Source organism: Gordonia insulae (assembly GCF_003855095.1).
GTDB lineage: Bacteria > Actinomycetota > Actinomycetes > Mycobacteriales > Mycobacteriaceae > Gordonia > Gordonia insulae.
The window spans coordinates 2,601,666-2,619,598 of sequence record NZ_CP033972.1 but is presented as its reverse complement, the minus strand read 5'-3'; the positions used below and the strand labels follow the sequence as shown (position 1 = coordinate 2,619,598).

The following is a 17,933-nucleotide window of genomic DNA, read 5'->3' as shown; positions in this document are numbered from 1 at the left end:
AACCGCGGGTGATCATCGGGTTCGCCGAACCGCACCCGGAAAACAGGAACATGTTCTACTTTGAGGACATGACTCTTCGTGTGGTCGAGTGGTCGACCGGAACCGTGGGTAGGCACGCCATCGCCGGGATCGATGCCCGGCCGGACCTCGAGTTGGTCGGGGTCTGGGTCTCGGACCCGGCGAAGGTGGGCAGAGACGCCGGTGAACTCGCCGGACTCGATCGCGAACTCGGTGTCGTCGCGACGAACGACCGCGATGCGCTGATCGCCCTGCGGCCCGACTGCATCGTGCACACCGCGATGACCGACGACCGGATCTTCGAGGCCATCGACGATCTCATCTCGTTTGTCGAGGCGGGGATCAACGTGGTGTCCAGCGGGCCCGTGGTGTTGCAGTTCCCCGAGGGCATCCTCAACCGGGAGCTGCTCGACCGAATCGCGGCGGCGGGAGAATCCGGAAATGCCAGTCTGCACGTCAACGGCATCGATCCGGGCTTCGCGAACGACGTTCTGCCGTTGGCGATGACGAGCCTGTCACAGCGGATCGACGAGGTGCGCTGCCTCGAGATCGCCGACTATTCGACCTATTACCAGCCGGTGGTCATGCGCGACATCTTCGGTTTCGGACAGCCGATGGACGCGACGCCGCTGCTCCTCCTCCCCGGCGTGCTGTCGATGGGTTGGGGCAGCGTCGTCCGGCAGATCGCCGCCGGACTCGGACTGACGCTCGACGAGCCGCTGGTCGAACGTCACGACCGGGTCGCCGCCGACCGCGACTATTCGACGGTGTCGGTGGAGATTCCCGAAGGGACGATGGCCGCACTGCATTTCGAGGTGGTCGGTCAGGTCGGTGGCGTCGATCGGGTGGTGCTCGAGCACTACACCCGCACCGACCCGGCGCAGTGCCCCGACTGGCCGAAGCCTGCCGACGGCGACGGATGCTACCGCATCCTCATCGCGGGCGAACCGCAGATGACCGTCGAGTTCGGGCACCACGGTGAGCACGGTGACCACAACGTCTCCGGCATGATCGTCACGGCCATGAGGCTGGTCAATTCCGTTGCCGCCGTTGTGGATGCGAAGCCGGGACTGGTCACCGCGCTGGATCTTCCGATGGTGTCGGGGCGGGGTCTGGTGACGGGGGCGCACTAGTCGCCGGCGCGCTGCGCGCGGGCCACCAGATCCGGTCGCCGATCACCGCCATCGCGGCGGGGACCAGAATCGTCCGCACGATTGCGATGTCGAGCAGCAGACCCACCGCTATCGTGAAGCCGATCTGCACCAGATTGAGCACTGTGCCGCTCATCAACGCGAACATGGTGAGTGCGAAAACGATTCCCGCAGTGGTGATGACGCCACCGGTGCTGCCGAAGCCGCGGATGATCCCGCGGACCATCCCACGGTCGGCGGATTCCTCGCGGATGCGGGAGGCGAACAGCATCGAATAGTCGGCGCCCACGGCGATCACGGCCATGAACGACACCGGGATGACCGACCAGTCGAGGTCGATGCCGATGATGTGCTGCCACACCAGGACGCTCACGCCGACGGCCGAAGCGAACGAGAGGATCACCGTGGCCACCAGCAGCACCGGCGCTAGGACACTGCGGAGCAACACCATCAGGATCAGCAGCACCGCGAAAACGGCGACCGTCGCGAAGAGCAGGAAGTCACGTCGGACCTGATCCTGCATGTCGGCGGAGAGCGATGCGAGACCCGCTGTGGAGACCTCGGCCCCATCGAGGACAGTGCCGCTCAGTGCCCGTGTCGCGACCACGGGCAGGTCGCGGCTGGCGCGCATCGCTTCTTGGCCGTACGGGTTGATCTTCCAGGTCACCAGCATGCGTGCGGTCCGGCCGTCCGGGGAGATCAGCAGTTTGCTGCCCTCGACGAAACGCGGATCACGCAGGGCCTCCGGCGGAAGGTAGAAGCCGGCCCCGGGACCCGAGCGCGTCGCCGAGCTCATCGACGACAGGTACCCCGACGCTCGACGCAGCCCGTCGGTCAACTGACCGGTCAATGCGACCGTCGTGTCGGTACCCGCCTTCACCTGGCGGAGACCGTCTGCCAGTCGGCTCATGCCCGAGGAGAGTTCGCTGACGCCGTCGGTCAGACGGGACAGGTCTGCGCGGATCTGGTCACTGGAACGGCCGTCGAGTTGGCGGGTGAGCGATTGCACCGTCTCCAGCGTTGTGCGGAGTTCGGGGAGCAGCTCGGTGAGTCGTCGCACGCTGTCGGGTGACGCGGTGGACATCGAGTCGATGCCCGCAAGTGCGGCTGTTGCCCGTCCACCCATTGCCCGATCGAGCGCGTCGAACGCGGTCCGGGCAGCCATGCATGTCGGGTCGGCGGCGCAGGAGGCCGTGGGGCGATCGCCCTGCAGCGGCGCGAAGGTCGCGCGAAAGCGCCGCAGGGCAGTGTTTCTCGCCTGATCCTCCGCGGTCACCGTCGACACGATCGAGGTGAGTGTGCTCAGCGTCGACCGCACCGTGGGCAGTATCTCGCTCAAGGAGCGTCCGTCGGAGGCGATCGCGACGATGCGTTCGGTGTGGTCGAGGCCGTCGAGGACGGTCGAGGCCATCGTGGTCACCTCGCGGGTGCCGTCCATCAGTTCGGGCATGCGGGTGGCGGCCGATTCGGCGCCGTCGGACAGCTGGCCCACCCCGGCGGCCAGCCGCTGCAGTTCTGGTGTCGCGGTGACCATCTGGCGATGGGCCCGGGCGAGCTGGTCGCCGACGACACCGGTCTGGAATCCGTTGGCCGCCTCCGGAAGGGGCTTGCCGTCCGGGCGGGTGATGGACCGGACCATGGCCACCTGAGGGAGTCCGGCAACCGACATCGCGGCCATCTCGAGCGCGGCGAGGTCGCGGGTGTTGCGAAGGTCGTGGTCGGCGCGGAACGTGAGGTATTCGGGTGCGATCTCGTTGTGTCCGTAATGTTCGAGCACCGCGTCGTATCCGAGGGTCGAGTCGGTGTCATGGATGGGCATCGCCGATTCGTCCCAGTTCATCCGGAACGTCGTACCGATCAACGCGGTGCCCACGAGGAAGATCAGCGCCGCGACGGTGTAAACCCCGGCATGCCGGATCACCCGGGCACCGCGTCGCCGCCAGGCGAGTTCGGTCGAGCGGCGCGGTTCGGCCCAGCCCCGTCGTCCGGCCAGCGAGAGCAAAGCGGTCGGCAATGTGAGGGCGACCGCGAGGGCGATCAGCACGGCCAGGGCGGTCGGGGGCCCGGCGGTGGTGAACATGCCGATCTTGGTGAAGATCATCGACCCGCACGCCGCGGCGATGGTGAGTGCGGACGCGATCAGGATGGGTGCCGTGCGACCGGAACTGCGGGCCACCGAATCCCCGACGGACTCACCTCTTCGGCGTGCCTCGTGATAGTTGGCGATGGTGAAGATCGCGTAGTCGGTGCCCGCGCCCAACACGAGGGCGGTCATGATCGCGATGGTGAAGTTCGAGATCGACAGTGCGCCTGTGGAACCCAATGCGGATATGACGGGCCGGACCACCGCCAACGTGACGCCGATGGTGATCAGCGGCACGAGTGCGGTAACGAGGTCTCGGTATGCAACGAGCAACAACAACGTGATCAGCAGGATCGATACGCCGGTGATGATCAGCAGCGAGACATCGATGGCGCTGAACAGATCCGCGAGCGTTGCGGTCGGACCGCTGTAATGCACCTGCAGTGAGAGTGGTCTTGGTAGGGCATCGATATGCGCGCGAATCCCGTTGGTGGAGTGGTGTGCTCGCGTGGACCCCACCGATCCCTCCGACGCGACGAGGAGGTTGATCGCCTTGCCGTCCGGACTGAGTGCGATGTCACGGGTGACCGGATTCCCGTAGGTGTCCAGGACGTAGGCCACGTTCTCCTTGTCGGCGACGAGCCGCGCGAGGAGGCGGTGGTAGTACCGTTCGTCGTCCGGCCCGATCCCGTGCTCGTCGACCAACACGACGCTGCTCACCGCATTCGACGCGGGGACGCCGAAGTCGGCCGCCATGCGCTCGAGGCTCTGGTTGGCCGGCAGATCGCGGGGCAGGAAGTCGGCGGATCGACTCGCCACGGTCTGTTCGAGCTGTGGCACAACGACGTTCAGGATCGCCCCGACCGCGATCCAGAAACCCAGTACCCACCAGGCGTGTCGGTAAATCACTCGTCCGACCGAGGTCAGGCTCCTGCTCTGCGCGGATGCGGCCACCTCGACGTCCTCCCCTTCTCGGACTATGTATGTATGTCGACATAGTCCGTGAAGGGAAGGTAACTGTGACCCGTGGTAACGGTCAATGGGCCATCGCTAACGCCCGGGATGTTCTGCGCTACTCCTCGTGGAGGAAGTGACGGAGGTCACCGAACGTGGATCGACGGGTCACGCCTGCGCCATGTGCTTCTCGTTGTAGCGACGCTTCCATTCGTCGCGGGACCGGATCGACACGTCGACGTCGGTTGCCGAACGACGCAGCGCGCCGACGTTGATCTCGTCGCGGGTGTGCTTGTCGAGCGGATTCCAGTTGAAGAAGCGTGCGGAGTTCTCCCAGGAGATCTGGTTGATGTCGGAGTCGTCGGCGCCGGCGGCCTGGAGTTCGGTGAGCATCTGTTCCGGGGCGTCCGGCCAGAAGCAGTCCGAGTGCGGGTAGTCGCACTCCCACGCGATGTTGTCGATGCCGATCTCGTGACGGAGCAGCAGCGACGTCTTGTCGGTGACGTAGCAGGCCAGTGAGTGATCCCGGAAGACCTCGCTGGGCAGCTTGCTGCCGAAGTCGCGGCGAAGCCACTTCTGGTTCGTGTAATGCCGGTCGGAACGATCGAGATAGAAGGGTATCCAGCCGATCCCGCCCTCGGAGAACGCGAACTTGAGGTCGGGATAGGTGCGCATCGCCGGACCCCACAGGAGGTCCTGGGCGGCGAGGGCCGAGATCTGGGAGGCCAGCACCATCAGGCTGTCGATCGTCGAATCCTTGGCCAGGTTGAGGGCGCCGAAGCCGGTGCCGATGTGCAGGCACATCACCAGGCCTGTCTCGGACAGCGTCTCGAACACCGGGCCCCAGTAGTCCAGGTCGTGATAGCTGGGCAGACCCTCGAGGTGTGGCAGTTCGGGCATGGTCACCGCCCGGCAGCCCTTGGCGGCCACTCGTCGGATCTCGGCGCACATCGCGTCGACATTCCACGTGGGCAGCAGGGCCAGTGGGATGAAGCGATCGGGGTAGGCGCCTGCCCACTCGTCGATGTGCCAATCGTTGTAGGCGGACACCATCACGAGGGTGATGTCGCTCTGGTGCTGATTGAGGTGACGTGCGGAGAACCCGGCGAAGGTGGGGAAACACATGGACGCCCAGATCCCGTTGCGGCTCATGTCCCGAACGCGCTCGTGGACGTTGTAGACGCCCGGACGCATCTCGGCGAATCCGGCGGGATCCCGACCCCATTCCTCGGCCGGCCACGACACCACGGCGTTGAGTCCGCTGACCCCGGCCTGCTTGCCCATGTAGATCCACTGGTCGACGCCCTTGTCGTCGGTCACGACGACGGGTGCCTGGTCGCGGTACTTGTCGGGTACGTGACGCAGGAACATGTCCGGTGGCTCCACCACGTGGTCGTCGATGCTGATCAGCACCAGGTCGTCAATGTTCATGACTCTCTCCTTCGTGGCTGGTGGAGTTGCCGGTTCTGCCCGGCCCTGTAGGTGTTCACCCGCAGTCGGCGGCGGTCAACCAGACCGACCGGACCGCGACGTCGCCGAGTTCCATCTCGGCGAAGCCTGTGACGGAAATACGCATCGTCCCGGCGAATGGTCGCTTCGCACATACCGTGACGCCGGAATCGAGGGTCAGGCCCGCGGACCCGAAGTACTCGAGCATCGCCGGGTCGGAATCGGCGACCCGCGCAACGGTCCCGGAATCGCCGGTGTCGCATGAGGACAGAGGGCGTAACCGGGGTGCGCTGACCCGGCCGCCGGCGTCGGGGATCGGATCGCCGTGCGGATCCCTGGTCGGATGCCCGAGACGCCGATCGATGCGCTCGATCAGTTCGTCGGATGCGGCGTGGGCGAGGCTGTCGGCCTCGTCGTGGACCTCGTGCCAGCCGTAGCCGAGCTCCTCGACGAGGAAGGATTCGACGAGTCGCAGACGTCGGATGACGTGGGCGGCGACGGCCTCGCCACGGGTGCTGAGCGAGACGGTCCCGTAGCGCTCATGGGTGACGAACCCCTTGTCCGCCAGTCGCCGCACGGCATCCGACGCCGTCGAGGGCGAGACGCCGACCCGCTGCGCGATCGCTGTGGTGGTGACGCGGTCGGACTCCCACTCGCAGGCGTCCCAGATGGCCTTGAGGTACTGGCGTGCCGCCGCCGACAGCTCGCCGAGCGGGTCGCACGGCCCGCCGTCGAGAGCAGTGTTGGCTGGGCGCATGCTGCACAGAATAGCATCGCAATCTCGGTGACGGTATTGGCATTCTCATTTTCTGCAAGTAACGTATCCGCTGATGGAACCTCAGACCGAAACAGCCTCGGGCATCCCGCTGGACACCGCCTATGGCCCGAATCCCGACTCCGCCGCGCAACCGCTGCCGGGGGAGTACCCGTTCACCCGTGGCAACTTCCCGACCGGTTACCGCGGAAGGTTGTGGACCTTCCGGCAGTACTCGGGCTTCGGCACCGCCGAAGAATCCAACCGCCGCTACCGCTACCTGCTCGAGCAGGGCGGTACCGGACTCTCGGTGGCGTTGGACCTGCCGTCACAGTGTGGGTACGACTCCGACGACCCGGAATACGGCGAGGAGGTGGGACGGGTCGGGTGCGCGGTAGACACACTCGCCGACGCCGAGATCCTGTTCGACGGCATCCCGCTCGACAAGATCAGCACCAGCTTCACCATCAACGGGACCGCCGCCATCCTGCTGGCGCTGTATGTCGCGGCGGCCGAACGCAAAGGCGTACCCCGGGCCAAGCTGACCGGCACGATCCAGAACGACATCCTGAAGGAATATGCCTCCCGGGGTACCTGGATCTGGCCACCCGAACCCTCACTGCGTCTGATCGCCGACACCATCGAGTTCTGTGCCGCGGAGGTCCCGAGGTTCAACGCGATCTCGGTCGCGGGCGCGCACTTTCGTGATGCGGGCGCGAATGCCGTGCAGGAGATGGCATTCACCCTTGCCGACGGTGTGACGTACTGCGACACCGTGGTCGAGCGCGGCAGGATGACGATCGACCAGTTCGCGCCGCAGATCTCTTTCTTCTTCTATACCCACGGCGACTTCTTCGAGGAGATCGCCAAATACCGGGCCGGCCGCCGACGTTGGGCCACGATCGTCCGTGAACGTTATGGCGCGGCGACCGACAAGGCCGCCATGTTCCGGTTCGGATGCGTCGCCGGTGGCGCATCCCTGTACGCGCCGCAGGCGCAGAACAACCTGGTCCGCGTCGCCTACGAGGCGATGGCATCCGTTCTCGGCGGCGTCCAGTCGATGTTCACCGCGGCCTGGGATGAGCCCTTCGCGCTCCCCAGCGAGGAGTCCGCGACGATGGCGCTCCGCACCCAGCAGATCCTCGCATACGAGACGGGCGTTGCCCGCGTTGCGGATCCGCTGGGCGGGTCCTACTTCGTGGAGGCGCTGACCGACGCCACCGAGGAACGGATCATCGAGGTGATGGCCGATCTCGAGGCGCACGGTGGGATGGTCCGCGCGATCGAGGAGGGCTATCTGCAGGGTCTCATCGCCGACGAGGCCTATCGGCTCCATCAGGAGGTCGAGGGTGGTGAACGTCCCGTGGTGGGAGTGAACCGGTTCGTCGCCGACGAACCCGCGCCGGAGATCGCCACCTACGAGCTCGATCCCGAGGGGCGGGAGACCCAACTGAAACGGCTGGCCAAGGTCAAGGCCGAACGCAACGCCGTCGACGTCGCGAACACACTGGCCGCGCTCTCGCGGGCGGCAGAAGGAGACGAGAACCTGATGCATCGACTGATCGACTGCGCCAACGCGTATTGCACCGTCGGAGAGATGGTGTCGACGCTCAAGGACGTATGGGGCGAGTTCGCGCAGCCGGTGGTGTTCTGATGACCGCCCGCGTACTCGTCGCCAAGCCCGGTCTCGACGGACATGACCGCGGAGCCAAGATCGTCGCACGGACCCTGCGCGACGCGGGTTTCGAGGTCATCTACACCGGCATCCGTCAGCGGATCGAGGACATCGTCTCCATCGCGTTGCATGAGGACGTCGCCGTCGTCGGCCTCAGCATTCTGTCGGGTGCGCACGTCGCATTGACCCGCCGGACCGTGGATGCCCTGCGCGCCGCCGATGCCGGCGACATCGCGGTGATCGTCGGCGGCACCATCCCGCAGTCGGATGTCGACACGCTCCTCGACGCGGGTGCCGCCGCGGTGTTCCCGACCGGGACGCCGCTCGAAGACCTCGTGACCGGCGTCCGCGCCCTCACCGTCCCCTCGGCGACGTCGTGACCACCGGGCACGACATCGCACCGAACATCGTCAGACACCTGGAGGACACGTGCGCGTCGGAGTGATGATCGGACCGGAACGGGGCGACTCCGCCCGTAAGGCCGGCCGCATGGTCAAGGACATCGAGTGGGCGGAGTCCGCGGGGATGGACACCGCCTGGATTCCCCAGGTCCCCACGGACTTCGACGCCCTGATCACGGTCACGATGATGGGTATGCGGACCTCGACGATCGAACTCGGCACCGCTGTCGTCCCACTGCAGGCGCAACACCCCATCGCGCTTGCGCGTCAGGCGCTTTCCGCGCAAGCGGTGGCCGAGGGCAGACTCGCCCTCGGCGTCGGGCCGTCGCATCACTGGATCGTCCAGGACATGCTGGGTCTGCCCTACGAACGCCCGGCGCGCTTCACCCGCGACTACCTCGATGTGCTGGACCAGGCATTGTCCGGGCCGGGTCAGGTGGATGTCGAGAACGACTCGTTCACCGTGCACAACCCGCTCGAACTCGGCCCGGTGCGCAAGGTGCCGGTCCTGCTGGCCGCGCTGGGACCGGTGATGCTCAACCTCGCCGGTGAGCGCGCCGACGGCACCGTGCTGTGGATGGCCGACCATCGTGCGATCGCCGAGCACATCGTGCCACGCATCACCAAGGCTGCCGACAACGTCGGGCGGCCCGCGCCACGGGTGGTGGCAGGTCTGCCGGTGTGCCTGTGCCGCCCGTCTGAGGTCGACGTCGCCCGCGAGCGCGCGAATCGCATTCTGGCCGAGGCGGAATACTCACCCAACTACCAGCGGCTGCTCGAACAGGGCGAGGCGAGAAACGTCGGCGACCTGTGTGTGGCAGGTGACGAGGAGGCCATCCTCGAACAGTTCCGCCGGTACGCGGACGCCGGCGTGACCGATCTGTCGATGCGGCTGCTCCCGATCGGGGACACCCGCGACGAACTCGTCGCATCGAAGTACCGCACCCGCGAGGTCGTCGCAGAGCTGGTGAAGGAACTGCGGTGAGCCCCGACGCCGCCGCGGATCAACGTGGCGCCGGTCCGCTCGCCGGAATCCGGATCCTGGAGGTGGGCACCATGCTCGCCGGGCCATACGCGACGATGATGCTGGCCGACCTGGGCGCCGAGGTGATCAAGATCGAGCCGCTCGGTGGAGAGATCTCGCGTCAGGTGAGTGACACGTACTTCGCCAGCCTCAACCGTGGAAAGCGCAGCACACGTCTGGATCTCACCGCTCGTGACGGGCGGGAGGCGCTCGGCGAACTCGTCGAGGGTGCCCACGCGCTGCTGGTGAATCTGAAACCGTCGGCGATCCATCGACTCGGGCTGACCTACGCATCGTTGCGGGAGTTCAACGAGAGGATCGTGTGCGTCGCGATCACCGGATTCGGCCTGACCGGCGGGGACGACCCGGCCTTCGACTACGTGGTCCAGGCGGCCACGGGTGTCGCCGCGATGACCGGCGACCCGGATACGCCGCCCACCCTGCCCGGCTACTCGTCGGCGGACAACTCCACCGGTCTGACAGCCGCTCTCGGTCTGCTGGCCCAGGTCATCTCCGGTCGCGGCGGGCAGATCGACGTCTCGCTGCGCGATGTGATGTTGTCGCAGCTCAACTATCACGCATCGGCCTATCTCGACGACGGCGTGGAACCGGTGCGCCGCCCGCGGGGCGCGCATTCGTTCTATGTCCCGGCGCAGATGTTCCCCACTGCGGAAGGACATCTCGCGCTGTTCATCACCCACGACGCGTTCTGGAAGTCGTTCGCGGGGGAGGCGGGGATCGATGGGTTCTGGCAGATGGCCGAACGCGCGGCGAACCGCGACGAGGTGATCGCTGTCGTCGGCGAGGCCCTCGCCCACGACACCGCCGCCAACTGGCAGACACGGCTACGCAAATGGGGTGTCCCGGCCGCCGCCGTGCGGTCGCTGCCCGAGGCGTTGGACGCGACCCCGGAGGCGGTGGTCGACGTCGGCACCCGCCGTGCCGTCGGGTGCCCGATACGTGTCGATGGGTACGTGCCCGACTACGCGCCCGCGCCGGTGCTCGGCGAGATGAACGCATCGGCGGGCTGAGAGGGCGTACCCGCCGATGCGTTCGTCACGCACACGCGGTCACACCGCGCGTGCGAGATCCGTCGTCAACTCCATCACGCGCATCGCCGGCGGGGGATCGAACTGCATCGCGTCCGACATCTGGAATCCTCCGTTACGGGCATGCGCGAACATGGATTTCGCGATCGCGCCGATATCGTCGCCCTCCATGTCGTAGACCGACACATACGGGCCGTCGCCGTCGAGGGGACGGAAGCGACGTGCCGAGACGAACCCGTCGAGAGCGAGGACCTCCGGCATGTGCACCTCGACATACCACTCATCGAACTCGTCTCGACGATCCTCGGAACTCGGTCGGCTCTCTACGATCAACATGCCTCGCGCCACGGGTGTGTCTCCTTCTCGGTGTTCTGACTACTCGGTGTTCTGACCATGCGGGTGTTCTGACTACTCGGGTGCTGACGGACGGGTGCGCCGGCCGGGTCATTCGTACTGCACGACGGTGGTCTCCCCGTCGGGAATCGCCTGGCAGGTCAGGACATATCCGTCCTCGATCTCATCGTCTTCGAGAGCGTCGTTGACGCGCATGGTGGCCGTGCCCTCGTCGAGGTGGGCGATGCACGTGGCGCAGTTGCCCGCCTCGCAGGAGAACGGTGGCGTGAGGCCCGCGCGTCGTCCCGATTCCAGCAGCGTCTCGCCGGGCTGGCGATCGACGGTGACCTCCTTGCGGCCGAGCTTGATCGTGATGGTGCCGCGCACGGCCGTCGTATCCGCCTGCGACGGTGCGACGTTCGCGCTCTCGTCGGAATCGCCGACAGGTAATTCCGCGGCCGCGCCGAAACGCTCGATGTGGATCGAACCGCTGGGTGGGAGGACCGATTCGACGAGGTCCATGAACGGTTCCGGCCCGCACACATAGAAATCGGCGTCGAGATCGTCGCCGATGAAGTCGCGGACGGCCGATTCGGTGACGAATCCGTCCTGCTCATCGAGGCTCCGGACGACCGTCAGCCGCCCGGGGTACCGGTCTGTCAGTTCGGCGATCCCCGCGTCGAAGATCACCGCTTCCCGATCCCGGTCGGCGCAGAGGAGTCGCACGCTGCGTTCGGTGGTCGCGAGCGCCGTCTTGGCGATCGAGTAGATCGGGGTGATCCCGCTGCCGCCGCTGAAACCCAGCAGGGGGGTGGTGTGCTCGGTGAGGCAGAACAGGCCGGCCGGACGCGAGATGTCGATGACGTCACCCTCGCCGAGGTTGTCGAGCAGCCAGTTCGAGACCCGGCCTCCTGCCACGCGTTTGACCGTCGTGGCCAACTCGGTGTCGACCTCGGGTGAACTCGACATCGAATAGGAGCGGTAGAGCTCCTCTCCGTCGACCGCCACGCGGAAGGTGCAGAACTGCCCGGCCTTGTAGGTCACCGGTCCGACCTCCGGGGCCAGTACATAGGTGCGGGCGTCGTCGGTTTCCTTGACGACCCGGGTCACGGTCGCTTGCTGGAACAGCGGAGGTCGCGGCACGGTCCATCCTCTCGGTATTGAGATTCTGTCTGTAAGAGAATTATATTCTCTCACTGAGGTACGATCTTCTCAAGTGCATCTGTCAGCGATCCGTATCGAGATGCCCGGAACTGTCGAAGGGGTGGTGTGGTGACGGAGGCGGTGGTACTGGCCTTCGAGGACGAGGCCTTCTCCGCGCGGCAGCTCGACGCCATGGCCGACGGATTCGCTCGTGAACTCTCGGCGCTCGGGGTCGCACGCGGTGCACGCGTCGCGCTGATGTCGTCGAATCGTCCCGAGTTCGTGGTGGCGATACGGGCGATCTGGCGGCTGCGCGCCGCCGTGGTGCTGATCAGTCCGGCGTGGAAGACCACCGAGGTATCCCATGCGCTCGACATCGCGGGCGTCACCCACGCGGTCGGCGACCATCCGGTGCTGGCGGGATTGATGCCCATGCGCGACCTCGGCGACACGATCGAGCCGACCGGCGTGAGCGCGGAGAGCGGATTCGACGGACCAAACGCCTCCGACGATGCCGTCCTCGTGTTCAGTTCGGGGACTACCGGAATGCCGAAGGCCGTGCGCCACACGCACGCCTCCCTCGACGCCGCGGTGGGACACTGGCGGGACGCGCTCGACCTCACCGCCGCTGATCGCCTCCAGGTCCTCACGCCTCCCTCGCACATCCTCGGATTGCTCAACATCGTCACCGCTCTCGACGTGGGCGCGTGGGTCCGACTGCACCGGCGTTTCGACATCGACACGATGCTCCGCCACATCGAGAGCGATCGGATCACCGTGGAGATGGCTGTCGCGCCGATCGCCCTGGCAATGGCCTCCCACCCGCGGCTCGAGCAGTACGACTTGTCCTCGCTGCGTTACATCATGTGGGGCGCAACGCCGGTGACGTCGAGTGTCGCAGAAGAAGTGACCCGACGGACCGGTATCGGATGGCTGCCCGCATACGGAGCCAGCGAGATCCCGGTGATCGCGACGAACCCGATCGACGATGCGCGTCTGGATCGTGTCGGACGCGCGGTCGAGGGAGTCGAGGTCAGGGTGGTCTCGCTCGACACCGGTGCCGTCCTGCCGCCGGGACACAGCGGCGAGATCCAGCTCCGGGCACCGTCGATCATGGCGGGCTACCTCCCGGACGAGGAGAACATCACGGCCTTCGCCGATGGCTGGTATCGCACCGGCGATGTCGGCGCGGTGGACGCCGACGGGTGGATCGAACTGATCGATCGGTCCAAGGAGATGATCAAGGTTCGCGGGTTCCAGGTGGCGCCGGCCGAGGTCGAGGCCGTGTTGCACGGGCACCCGGCGGTCGCCGACTGCGCGGTCTTCGGCGTCGACGACGGTGTGGGCGGCGAACGGATCGTCGCGGCCGTCGAGATCGCCGAGCCGGTGACCGGGGACGAGCTCATCGAGCTCGTCGCGAACACCCTGGCGACGTACAAGAAGCCGAGTGCCGTCGCGTTCGTGGACGACGTGCCCCGACTTCCGTCGGGAAAGGTGTTGCGTCGGGTGCTGAAGGACAGACTGTCGAAGGAGAGCCATGGATGTACGACTGACAACTGAGCAGGCGCAATTACGCGACGCGGCAGCCAAATTGGCGGACGATCTCGGTCCGGGATCGGTGGCCGATCTCGCTGACGCCGCACGTCGGGACCGACTGGCGGTGACGATCGACCGCACCGGTTGGCGCAACCTGCGTTCGGATGGTGCGACGGGCGTGGAGGTCGCGATCGTCGCGGAGGAATTCGGCAGAGGACTGGTCGACGCGCCGTTCCTCGGTCCGACGTTGGCCGACGACCTGCTGCGGCACACCGGTGACGCCGAGGAGGCCGCGACCATCGCCGTCGGTGCTCGCGCGCCCGACGCCGCCGGCCTGGACCGGCTGATCGCGCTGGACGGAGTGTCCGTCCACGAGGGCCGTGCGGGTGCGGACCTGCCCTCGCAGGATCTCACCCGGATCGCCAAGGGTGTTGCGGCCATGGATGAATCGCCGATCGCGATCATCGGCGAGGACGACGCGGTGCGCTGGCGGGCGCTCGCCCTGGTGGTGACCGCCGCCGACATCCTGGGTGCGGCCCGTGGGGCGCAGGCCCTGGCGTGTGACTACGCGAAGATGCGCGAGCAGTACGGCAAGACGATCGGCTCCTATCAGGCCGTGGGGCACATGCTGGCCGAGAGTCTCGCGCTGCTCGAGGGGTCGGCGAGCATCGTGCGGCACGCGGCGTGGGCGGTCGACGAACTCGGTCCGGGCGCCGCGGTCGGGGCGGCGCAGATGGCCAAGCTCTACTGCGCACGTTCGGCCAGAACGGTGTGCGAGAACGCCATCCAGGTGCACGGCGGTATCGGCAACACCTGGGAGTGCCTCGCCCACGTGCACCTACGACGAGTTCTGGTGTCGACGGAGAACTTCCCGGTCACTCTGAAGGAGATCGATCATGGACTATCGTGACTCGGCCGACGAGAGCGCATTCCGCGAACGCCTGCGGGCGTGGCTCGGCGAACACGCCACGGACTTCCCGACCTCGGGTGACGAGTACTGGGCGCGCCAGGGCGAGTGGCATCAGGCGCTCTATCAGGCCGGCTTCTTCGGCCTCTCGTGGCCCGGGAAGTTCGGCGGACAGGACCTTCCGCCGGTCTACGACGTGATTCTCGACGAGGAACTCGCACGGGCCGGGGCGCCGCCGCGGCCCAGTCTCGGGTATCTGTTGCACGGGTTGGGGCGGCATGCGAGTCCTGAACTGCAGGAGAGGTTCCTGCCGGGCATGATCAACGGTACCGAGCGTTGGTGTCAGGGATTCTCCGAGCCGGACGCGGGGTCAGACCTCGCGTCGCTGCGGACGACGGCGACCCGCGAGGGCGACGAGTACGTCATCAACGGGCACAAGATCTGGACGAGCTACTCCGACGTCGCCGATTGGTGCCTGCTGCTGGCCCGCACCGATCCCGAGGCGCCGCGTCACCGCGGCATCTCCGCGTTCATCATCTCGATGAACCAGGAGGGCATCCAACAGCGCCCTCTCAAGATGATGAGCGGGATCACCACGGAGTTCGGTCAGGTCCTGTTCGACGGCGCGCGCGTCCCGGCAGAGCAGATGATCGGTGCTCCCGGGGAGGGGTGGGCGCTCGCGATGACGGTCGTCGGTCATGAGCGGGAGCCGTCGACGCTCGGGTATGTCGCGCGTTACGGCAAACTCGTCCGCCAACTCGCCAGGCGATCCGAGGATTACTCCGAGGAGATCGCTTGGGCTGCAGTGCAGACCGAGATGCTGAGGCTACATGTGCGACGACGACTGTCCGAGCAACTCGACGGCGTCTCGCACAACTCGGAAGGGTCGCTGGACAAGTTGCTGATGACGTGGGTGGACCAGTCCGTCGGTCACGCGGCGGTGTCCGTCGGCGGCACCGAGGACCCGGAACTGTTGAGTGCATACCTCTACAGCCGTGCGCAGAGCGTCATGGGTGGCACATCGCAGATCCAGAAGAACATCATCGCATCGAGACTGCTCGGATTGGGAGTGTGACATGTACGGGATGCCCGACGAGATCGACGTCGCCGCGGAAGGTTCGCTACGGATCATCACGCTGAATCGACCGGAGTCGCTCAATGCCGTCAACGACGCCTTGCATTCGGGTCTGGCCACGCTCTGGACGCGGCTGAGTGAGGATCACGAGGTACGCGCCGCGGTCCTCACCGGCCGGGGCAAGGCGTTCTCCGCGGGTGGAGATCTCGGCTATCTCAAAGAGCTCGGCGATGATCCGACCCTGCGGGCCAAGACCATTCGGCACGGTCGCGAGCTGGTTCTGGGCATGGCACGGTGCCGGGTCCCGGTGATCGCCGCCGTCAACGGGCCGGCCGTCGGTCTCGGCTGCAGTCTGGTGGCACTGAGCGACATGGTGTACATCGATCCGGCCGCCTACCTCGCCGACCCGCATGTCCAGGTCGGCCTCGTCGCGGCGGATGGCGGACCATTGACCTGGCCTCTGCACATCAGCCTGTTGCAGGCCAAGGAGTTCGCGCTCACCGGCACACGGATCTCTGCCGAGCGGGCGGTGGCATTGGGGCTGGCCAATCACGTGTCCGACGACTCGGTGTCGGACGCAATCGGGTGTGCGAAGAAGATGATGGAACTGCCGCAGCAGGCGGTGGAGTCCACGAAGAGGATGCTCAACATCCACCTCGAACGTGCCGTGCTCGCGAGCCTCGACTACGCGAACAGCGCCGAAGACCTGTCTTTTCAGACCGACGACTTCCGGGCGACCATCGCGCGGCTCACCGCACCGAAGAACTGAGCAGGCCGTTCGGGCCGCAGTTTCCGAGTCCGGCCGCAGCACCCGCTGCAAGCCGGAACAGGGAAGTGCGGCCCGAACGTTCGCCGGGTCAGAGGCGGGCAGCCAGTAGTTCCTCGGACCGCTGCACCGTCCCGGTGATGCCGTCCGCATCCTGCGCGGCCAGGATCACCGCCGCGTGACCCATGGTCTCGGGTGGCTCGACCATCTCGGGCGGGATGTCCTGCCCGCCGGCGGCCTGCCAGCCCTCGGTGAGCACAACCCGTGACGGACTCAAGCAGTTGACCGCGATGTGGTCATCGCGAAGGTCGTGCGCCAGACCGAGATAGAGCCGTTCGACCGCCGCCTTGGAGACCCAGTAGGCGTTGGCGCCACGATCGATCATGCCCACGCCGCTCGTGGTCACCGCGATCAGGGATCCCCCGCCTCTCGCACGCAGATGGGGGATCGCGGCCCTGGTGACCAGGAACGTCCCGGTCAGATTCACATCGAGGCAGAGCTGCCAGCGTCGGAGTGGGGTGGACTCGACCGGCCCGAGCCACAGCACACCGGCGTTCGCGATCACGATGTCGACTCCGCCGAGCTCACCGACCGTCGTGTCGAAGGCGGCGGCCACCGACTGTTCGTCGGTGACGTCGCACGCGACGGGCAGTGCGGTGCCGCCCTGCGCGGTGATCGACTCGGCGACATCATGAATCGTGCCGGGTACACGGCCGGCCGACTCCGTGCGGGCGGCCACCGCGACCGCGGCACCGGCCGAGGCCAGTGCCGCGGCGACGGCCGCCCCGATGCCCCGGCTGGCGCCGGCGACGAAAGCGACCTTGCCGTCGAGCATCGTCACTTCGGGGGGAAGCGCAGTGCGCCGTCGAGACGGATGATCTCGCCGTTGAGGTAGTCGTTCTGGCAGATGTGCTCCACCAGCGCGGCGTACTCGGGCGACTGCCCCATCCGCTTGGGCCAGGGCACCTGCTTGCCCCAGTACTCCTCGAGCTGGTCGGCGTGCTTGCCGTACGCAGGGGTGTTGAACGTTCCCGGTGCGATGGTGACGACCCGGATGCCCAAGGGCGAGAGGTCGCGCGCGGCGACCAGGGTCATGCCGACCACGCCGCCCTTCGCGGCCGAATACGGGAGCTGTCCGATCTGCCCCTCGTAGGCCGCGATCGACGCGGTGTTGACGATGACGCCGCGGCCCGCATCGGTGGCCTCCTGCCGCGCGATCGCTGCGGCCGACAGCCGCATGACGTTGAAGACACCCGTCAGGTAGACCTCGATCGTGGTCCGGAAGCCGTCCAGATCCAAAGGGCTGCCGTCCTTCCCGACCAGCCGCCCACCCGACGCGGGTCCACCGTGGGTGTCGACGGAGATCCGCAGGGGCGCCTTCTCCTCCGCCTCGGCGATCGCGGCGTTGACGTCGTCGGTCGACGTCGCGTCGGTGCGGACATACCGCACCCCGAGCTCGGCCTCGAGCTCCTTGCCCTTCTCATCGGCGAGGTCTGCCACGACCACATGTGCTCCGGCCCCGTGGAGCCGACGGACCGTGGCCTCGCCCAGGCCGCCGGCGCCGCCCACCACCACTGCTGAAGTGCCCGCGATATCCATTCGCATTTCCCTTCTT

The 17,933-nt window shown here is 66.8% G+C and carries 16 protein-coding genes; 9 read left to right on the top strand and 7 right to left on the bottom strand.

The annotated features are described in order from the left end of the window. Positions 1-68: 68 nt before the first annotated feature. A complete protein-coding gene (locus D7316_RS11895) occupies positions 69-1,151 on the top strand; it encodes an NAD(P)H-dependent amine dehydrogenase family protein (RefSeq protein ID WP_124708430.1) in 1,083 nt (360 codons plus the stop codon). On the opposite strand, the gene D7316_RS11890 is transcribed toward D7316_RS11895, so the two are convergent. From D7316_RS11890 to D7316_RS11880, 3 genes are all read right to left on the bottom strand, one after another. Beyond that, positions 1,093-4,206, bottom strand: coding sequence for an MMPL/RND family transporter (locus D7316_RS11890; protein WP_124708429.1), 3,114 nt, complete (start codon positions 4,204-4,206; stop codon positions 1,093-1,095). The genes D7316_RS11895 and D7316_RS11890 overlap by 59 nt on opposite strands. A 168-nt stretch (positions 4,207-4,374) precedes the next feature. After that, entirely contained in the window at positions 4,375-5,637 is a 1,263-nt protein-coding gene (locus D7316_RS11885; RefSeq protein WP_124708428.1) for an amidohydrolase family protein, read from the bottom strand. Between the two features lie 55 nt (positions 5,638-5,692). Further along, positions 5,693-6,412 (bottom strand): metal-dependent transcriptional regulator, encoded by a 720-nt coding sequence (locus D7316_RS11880; protein WP_124708427.1) that lies wholly within the window; start codon positions 6,410-6,412, stop codon positions 5,693-5,695. A gap of 73 nt (positions 6,413-6,485) precedes the next feature. Here D7316_RS11880 and D7316_RS11875 point away from each other — a divergent pair, with 73 nt between their 5' ends. Genes D7316_RS11875 through D7316_RS11860 form a run of 4 tightly spaced genes read left to right on the top strand, consistent with a single transcriptional unit; the run spans position 6,486 to position 10,540 of the window. Further along, positions 6,486-8,063 carry a methylmalonyl-CoA mutase family protein gene (locus D7316_RS11875; protein WP_124708426.1) on the top strand — a complete coding sequence of 526 codons (1,578 nt, stop codon included), beginning with the start codon at positions 6,486-6,488 and terminating at the stop codon, positions 8,061-8,063. Continuing rightward, positions 8,063-8,464 carry a cobalamin B12-binding domain-containing protein gene (locus D7316_RS11870; protein ID WP_124708425.1) on the top strand — a complete coding sequence of 134 codons (402 nt, stop codon included), beginning with the start codon at positions 8,063-8,065 and terminating at the stop codon, positions 8,462-8,464. The genes D7316_RS11875 and D7316_RS11870 overlap by 1 nt, the downstream gene beginning before the upstream one ends. A 49-nt stretch (positions 8,465-8,513) precedes the next feature. Further along, complete coding sequence (locus D7316_RS11865) at positions 8,514-9,470, top strand: LLM class F420-dependent oxidoreductase (RefSeq protein ID WP_124708424.1); 957 nt, start codon at positions 8,514-8,516, stop codon at positions 9,468-9,470. Continuing rightward, positions 9,467-10,540, top strand: coding sequence for a CaiB/BaiF CoA transferase family protein (locus D7316_RS11860; RefSeq protein WP_269462496.1), 1,074 nt, complete (start codon positions 9,467-9,469; stop codon positions 10,538-10,540). The genes D7316_RS11865 and D7316_RS11860 overlap by 4 nt, the downstream gene beginning before the upstream one ends. A 39-nt stretch (positions 10,541-10,579) precedes the next feature. On the opposite strand, the gene D7316_RS11855 is transcribed toward D7316_RS11860, so the two are convergent. Further along, on the bottom strand, positions 10,580-10,906 hold the full coding sequence (locus D7316_RS11855) for a DUF4286 family protein (protein ID WP_124708423.1): 327 nt from the start codon (positions 10,904-10,906) through the stop codon (positions 10,580-10,582). 96 nt (positions 10,907-11,002) lie between these two features. Next, positions 11,003-12,034, bottom strand: coding sequence for a ferredoxin--NADP reductase (locus D7316_RS11850; RefSeq protein ID WP_124708422.1), 1,032 nt, complete (start codon positions 12,032-12,034; stop codon positions 11,003-11,005). 129 nt (positions 12,035-12,163) lie between these two features. Here D7316_RS11850 and D7316_RS11845 point away from each other — a divergent pair, with 129 nt between their 5' ends. From D7316_RS11845 to D7316_RS11830, 4 genes are read left to right on the top strand one after another with little or no spacing between them, the layout of a single operon-like run. Next, positions 12,164-13,594 carry a class I adenylate-forming enzyme family protein gene (locus D7316_RS11845; RefSeq protein WP_124708421.1) on the top strand — a complete coding sequence of 477 codons (1,431 nt, stop codon included), beginning with the start codon at positions 12,164-12,166 and terminating at the stop codon, positions 13,592-13,594. Continuing rightward, on the top strand, positions 13,572-14,480 hold the full coding sequence (locus D7316_RS11840) for an acyl-CoA dehydrogenase family protein (RefSeq protein ID WP_124708420.1): 909 nt from the start codon (positions 13,572-13,574) through the stop codon (positions 14,478-14,480). The genes D7316_RS11845 and D7316_RS11840 overlap by 23 nt, the downstream gene beginning before the upstream one ends. Continuing rightward, a complete protein-coding gene (locus tag D7316_RS11835) occupies positions 14,467-15,552 on the top strand; it encodes an acyl-CoA dehydrogenase family protein (protein ID WP_124708419.1) in 1,086 nt (361 codons plus the stop codon). The genes D7316_RS11840 and D7316_RS11835 overlap by 14 nt, the downstream gene beginning before the upstream one ends. Position 15,553: 1 nt before the next feature. Next, positions 15,554-16,321, top strand: coding sequence for an enoyl-CoA hydratase/isomerase family protein (locus D7316_RS11830; RefSeq protein WP_124708418.1), 768 nt, complete (start codon positions 15,554-15,556; stop codon positions 16,319-16,321). Between the two features lie 88 nt (positions 16,322-16,409). On the opposite strand, the gene D7316_RS11825 is transcribed toward D7316_RS11830, so the two are convergent. Both D7316_RS11825 and D7316_RS11820 read right to left on the bottom strand, forming a co-directional pair. Beyond that, positions 16,410-17,153 carry an SDR family NAD(P)-dependent oxidoreductase gene (locus D7316_RS11825; RefSeq protein WP_124708417.1) on the bottom strand — a complete coding sequence of 248 codons (744 nt, stop codon included), beginning with the start codon at positions 17,151-17,153 and terminating at the stop codon, positions 16,410-16,412. A 2-nt stretch (positions 17,154-17,155) separates the two neighbouring features. Further along, positions 17,156-17,917 (bottom strand): SDR family NAD(P)-dependent oxidoreductase, encoded by a 762-nt coding sequence (locus D7316_RS11820; RefSeq protein WP_124708416.1) that lies wholly within the window; start codon positions 17,915-17,917, stop codon positions 17,156-17,158. Positions 17,918-17,933: the final 16 nt, after the last annotated feature.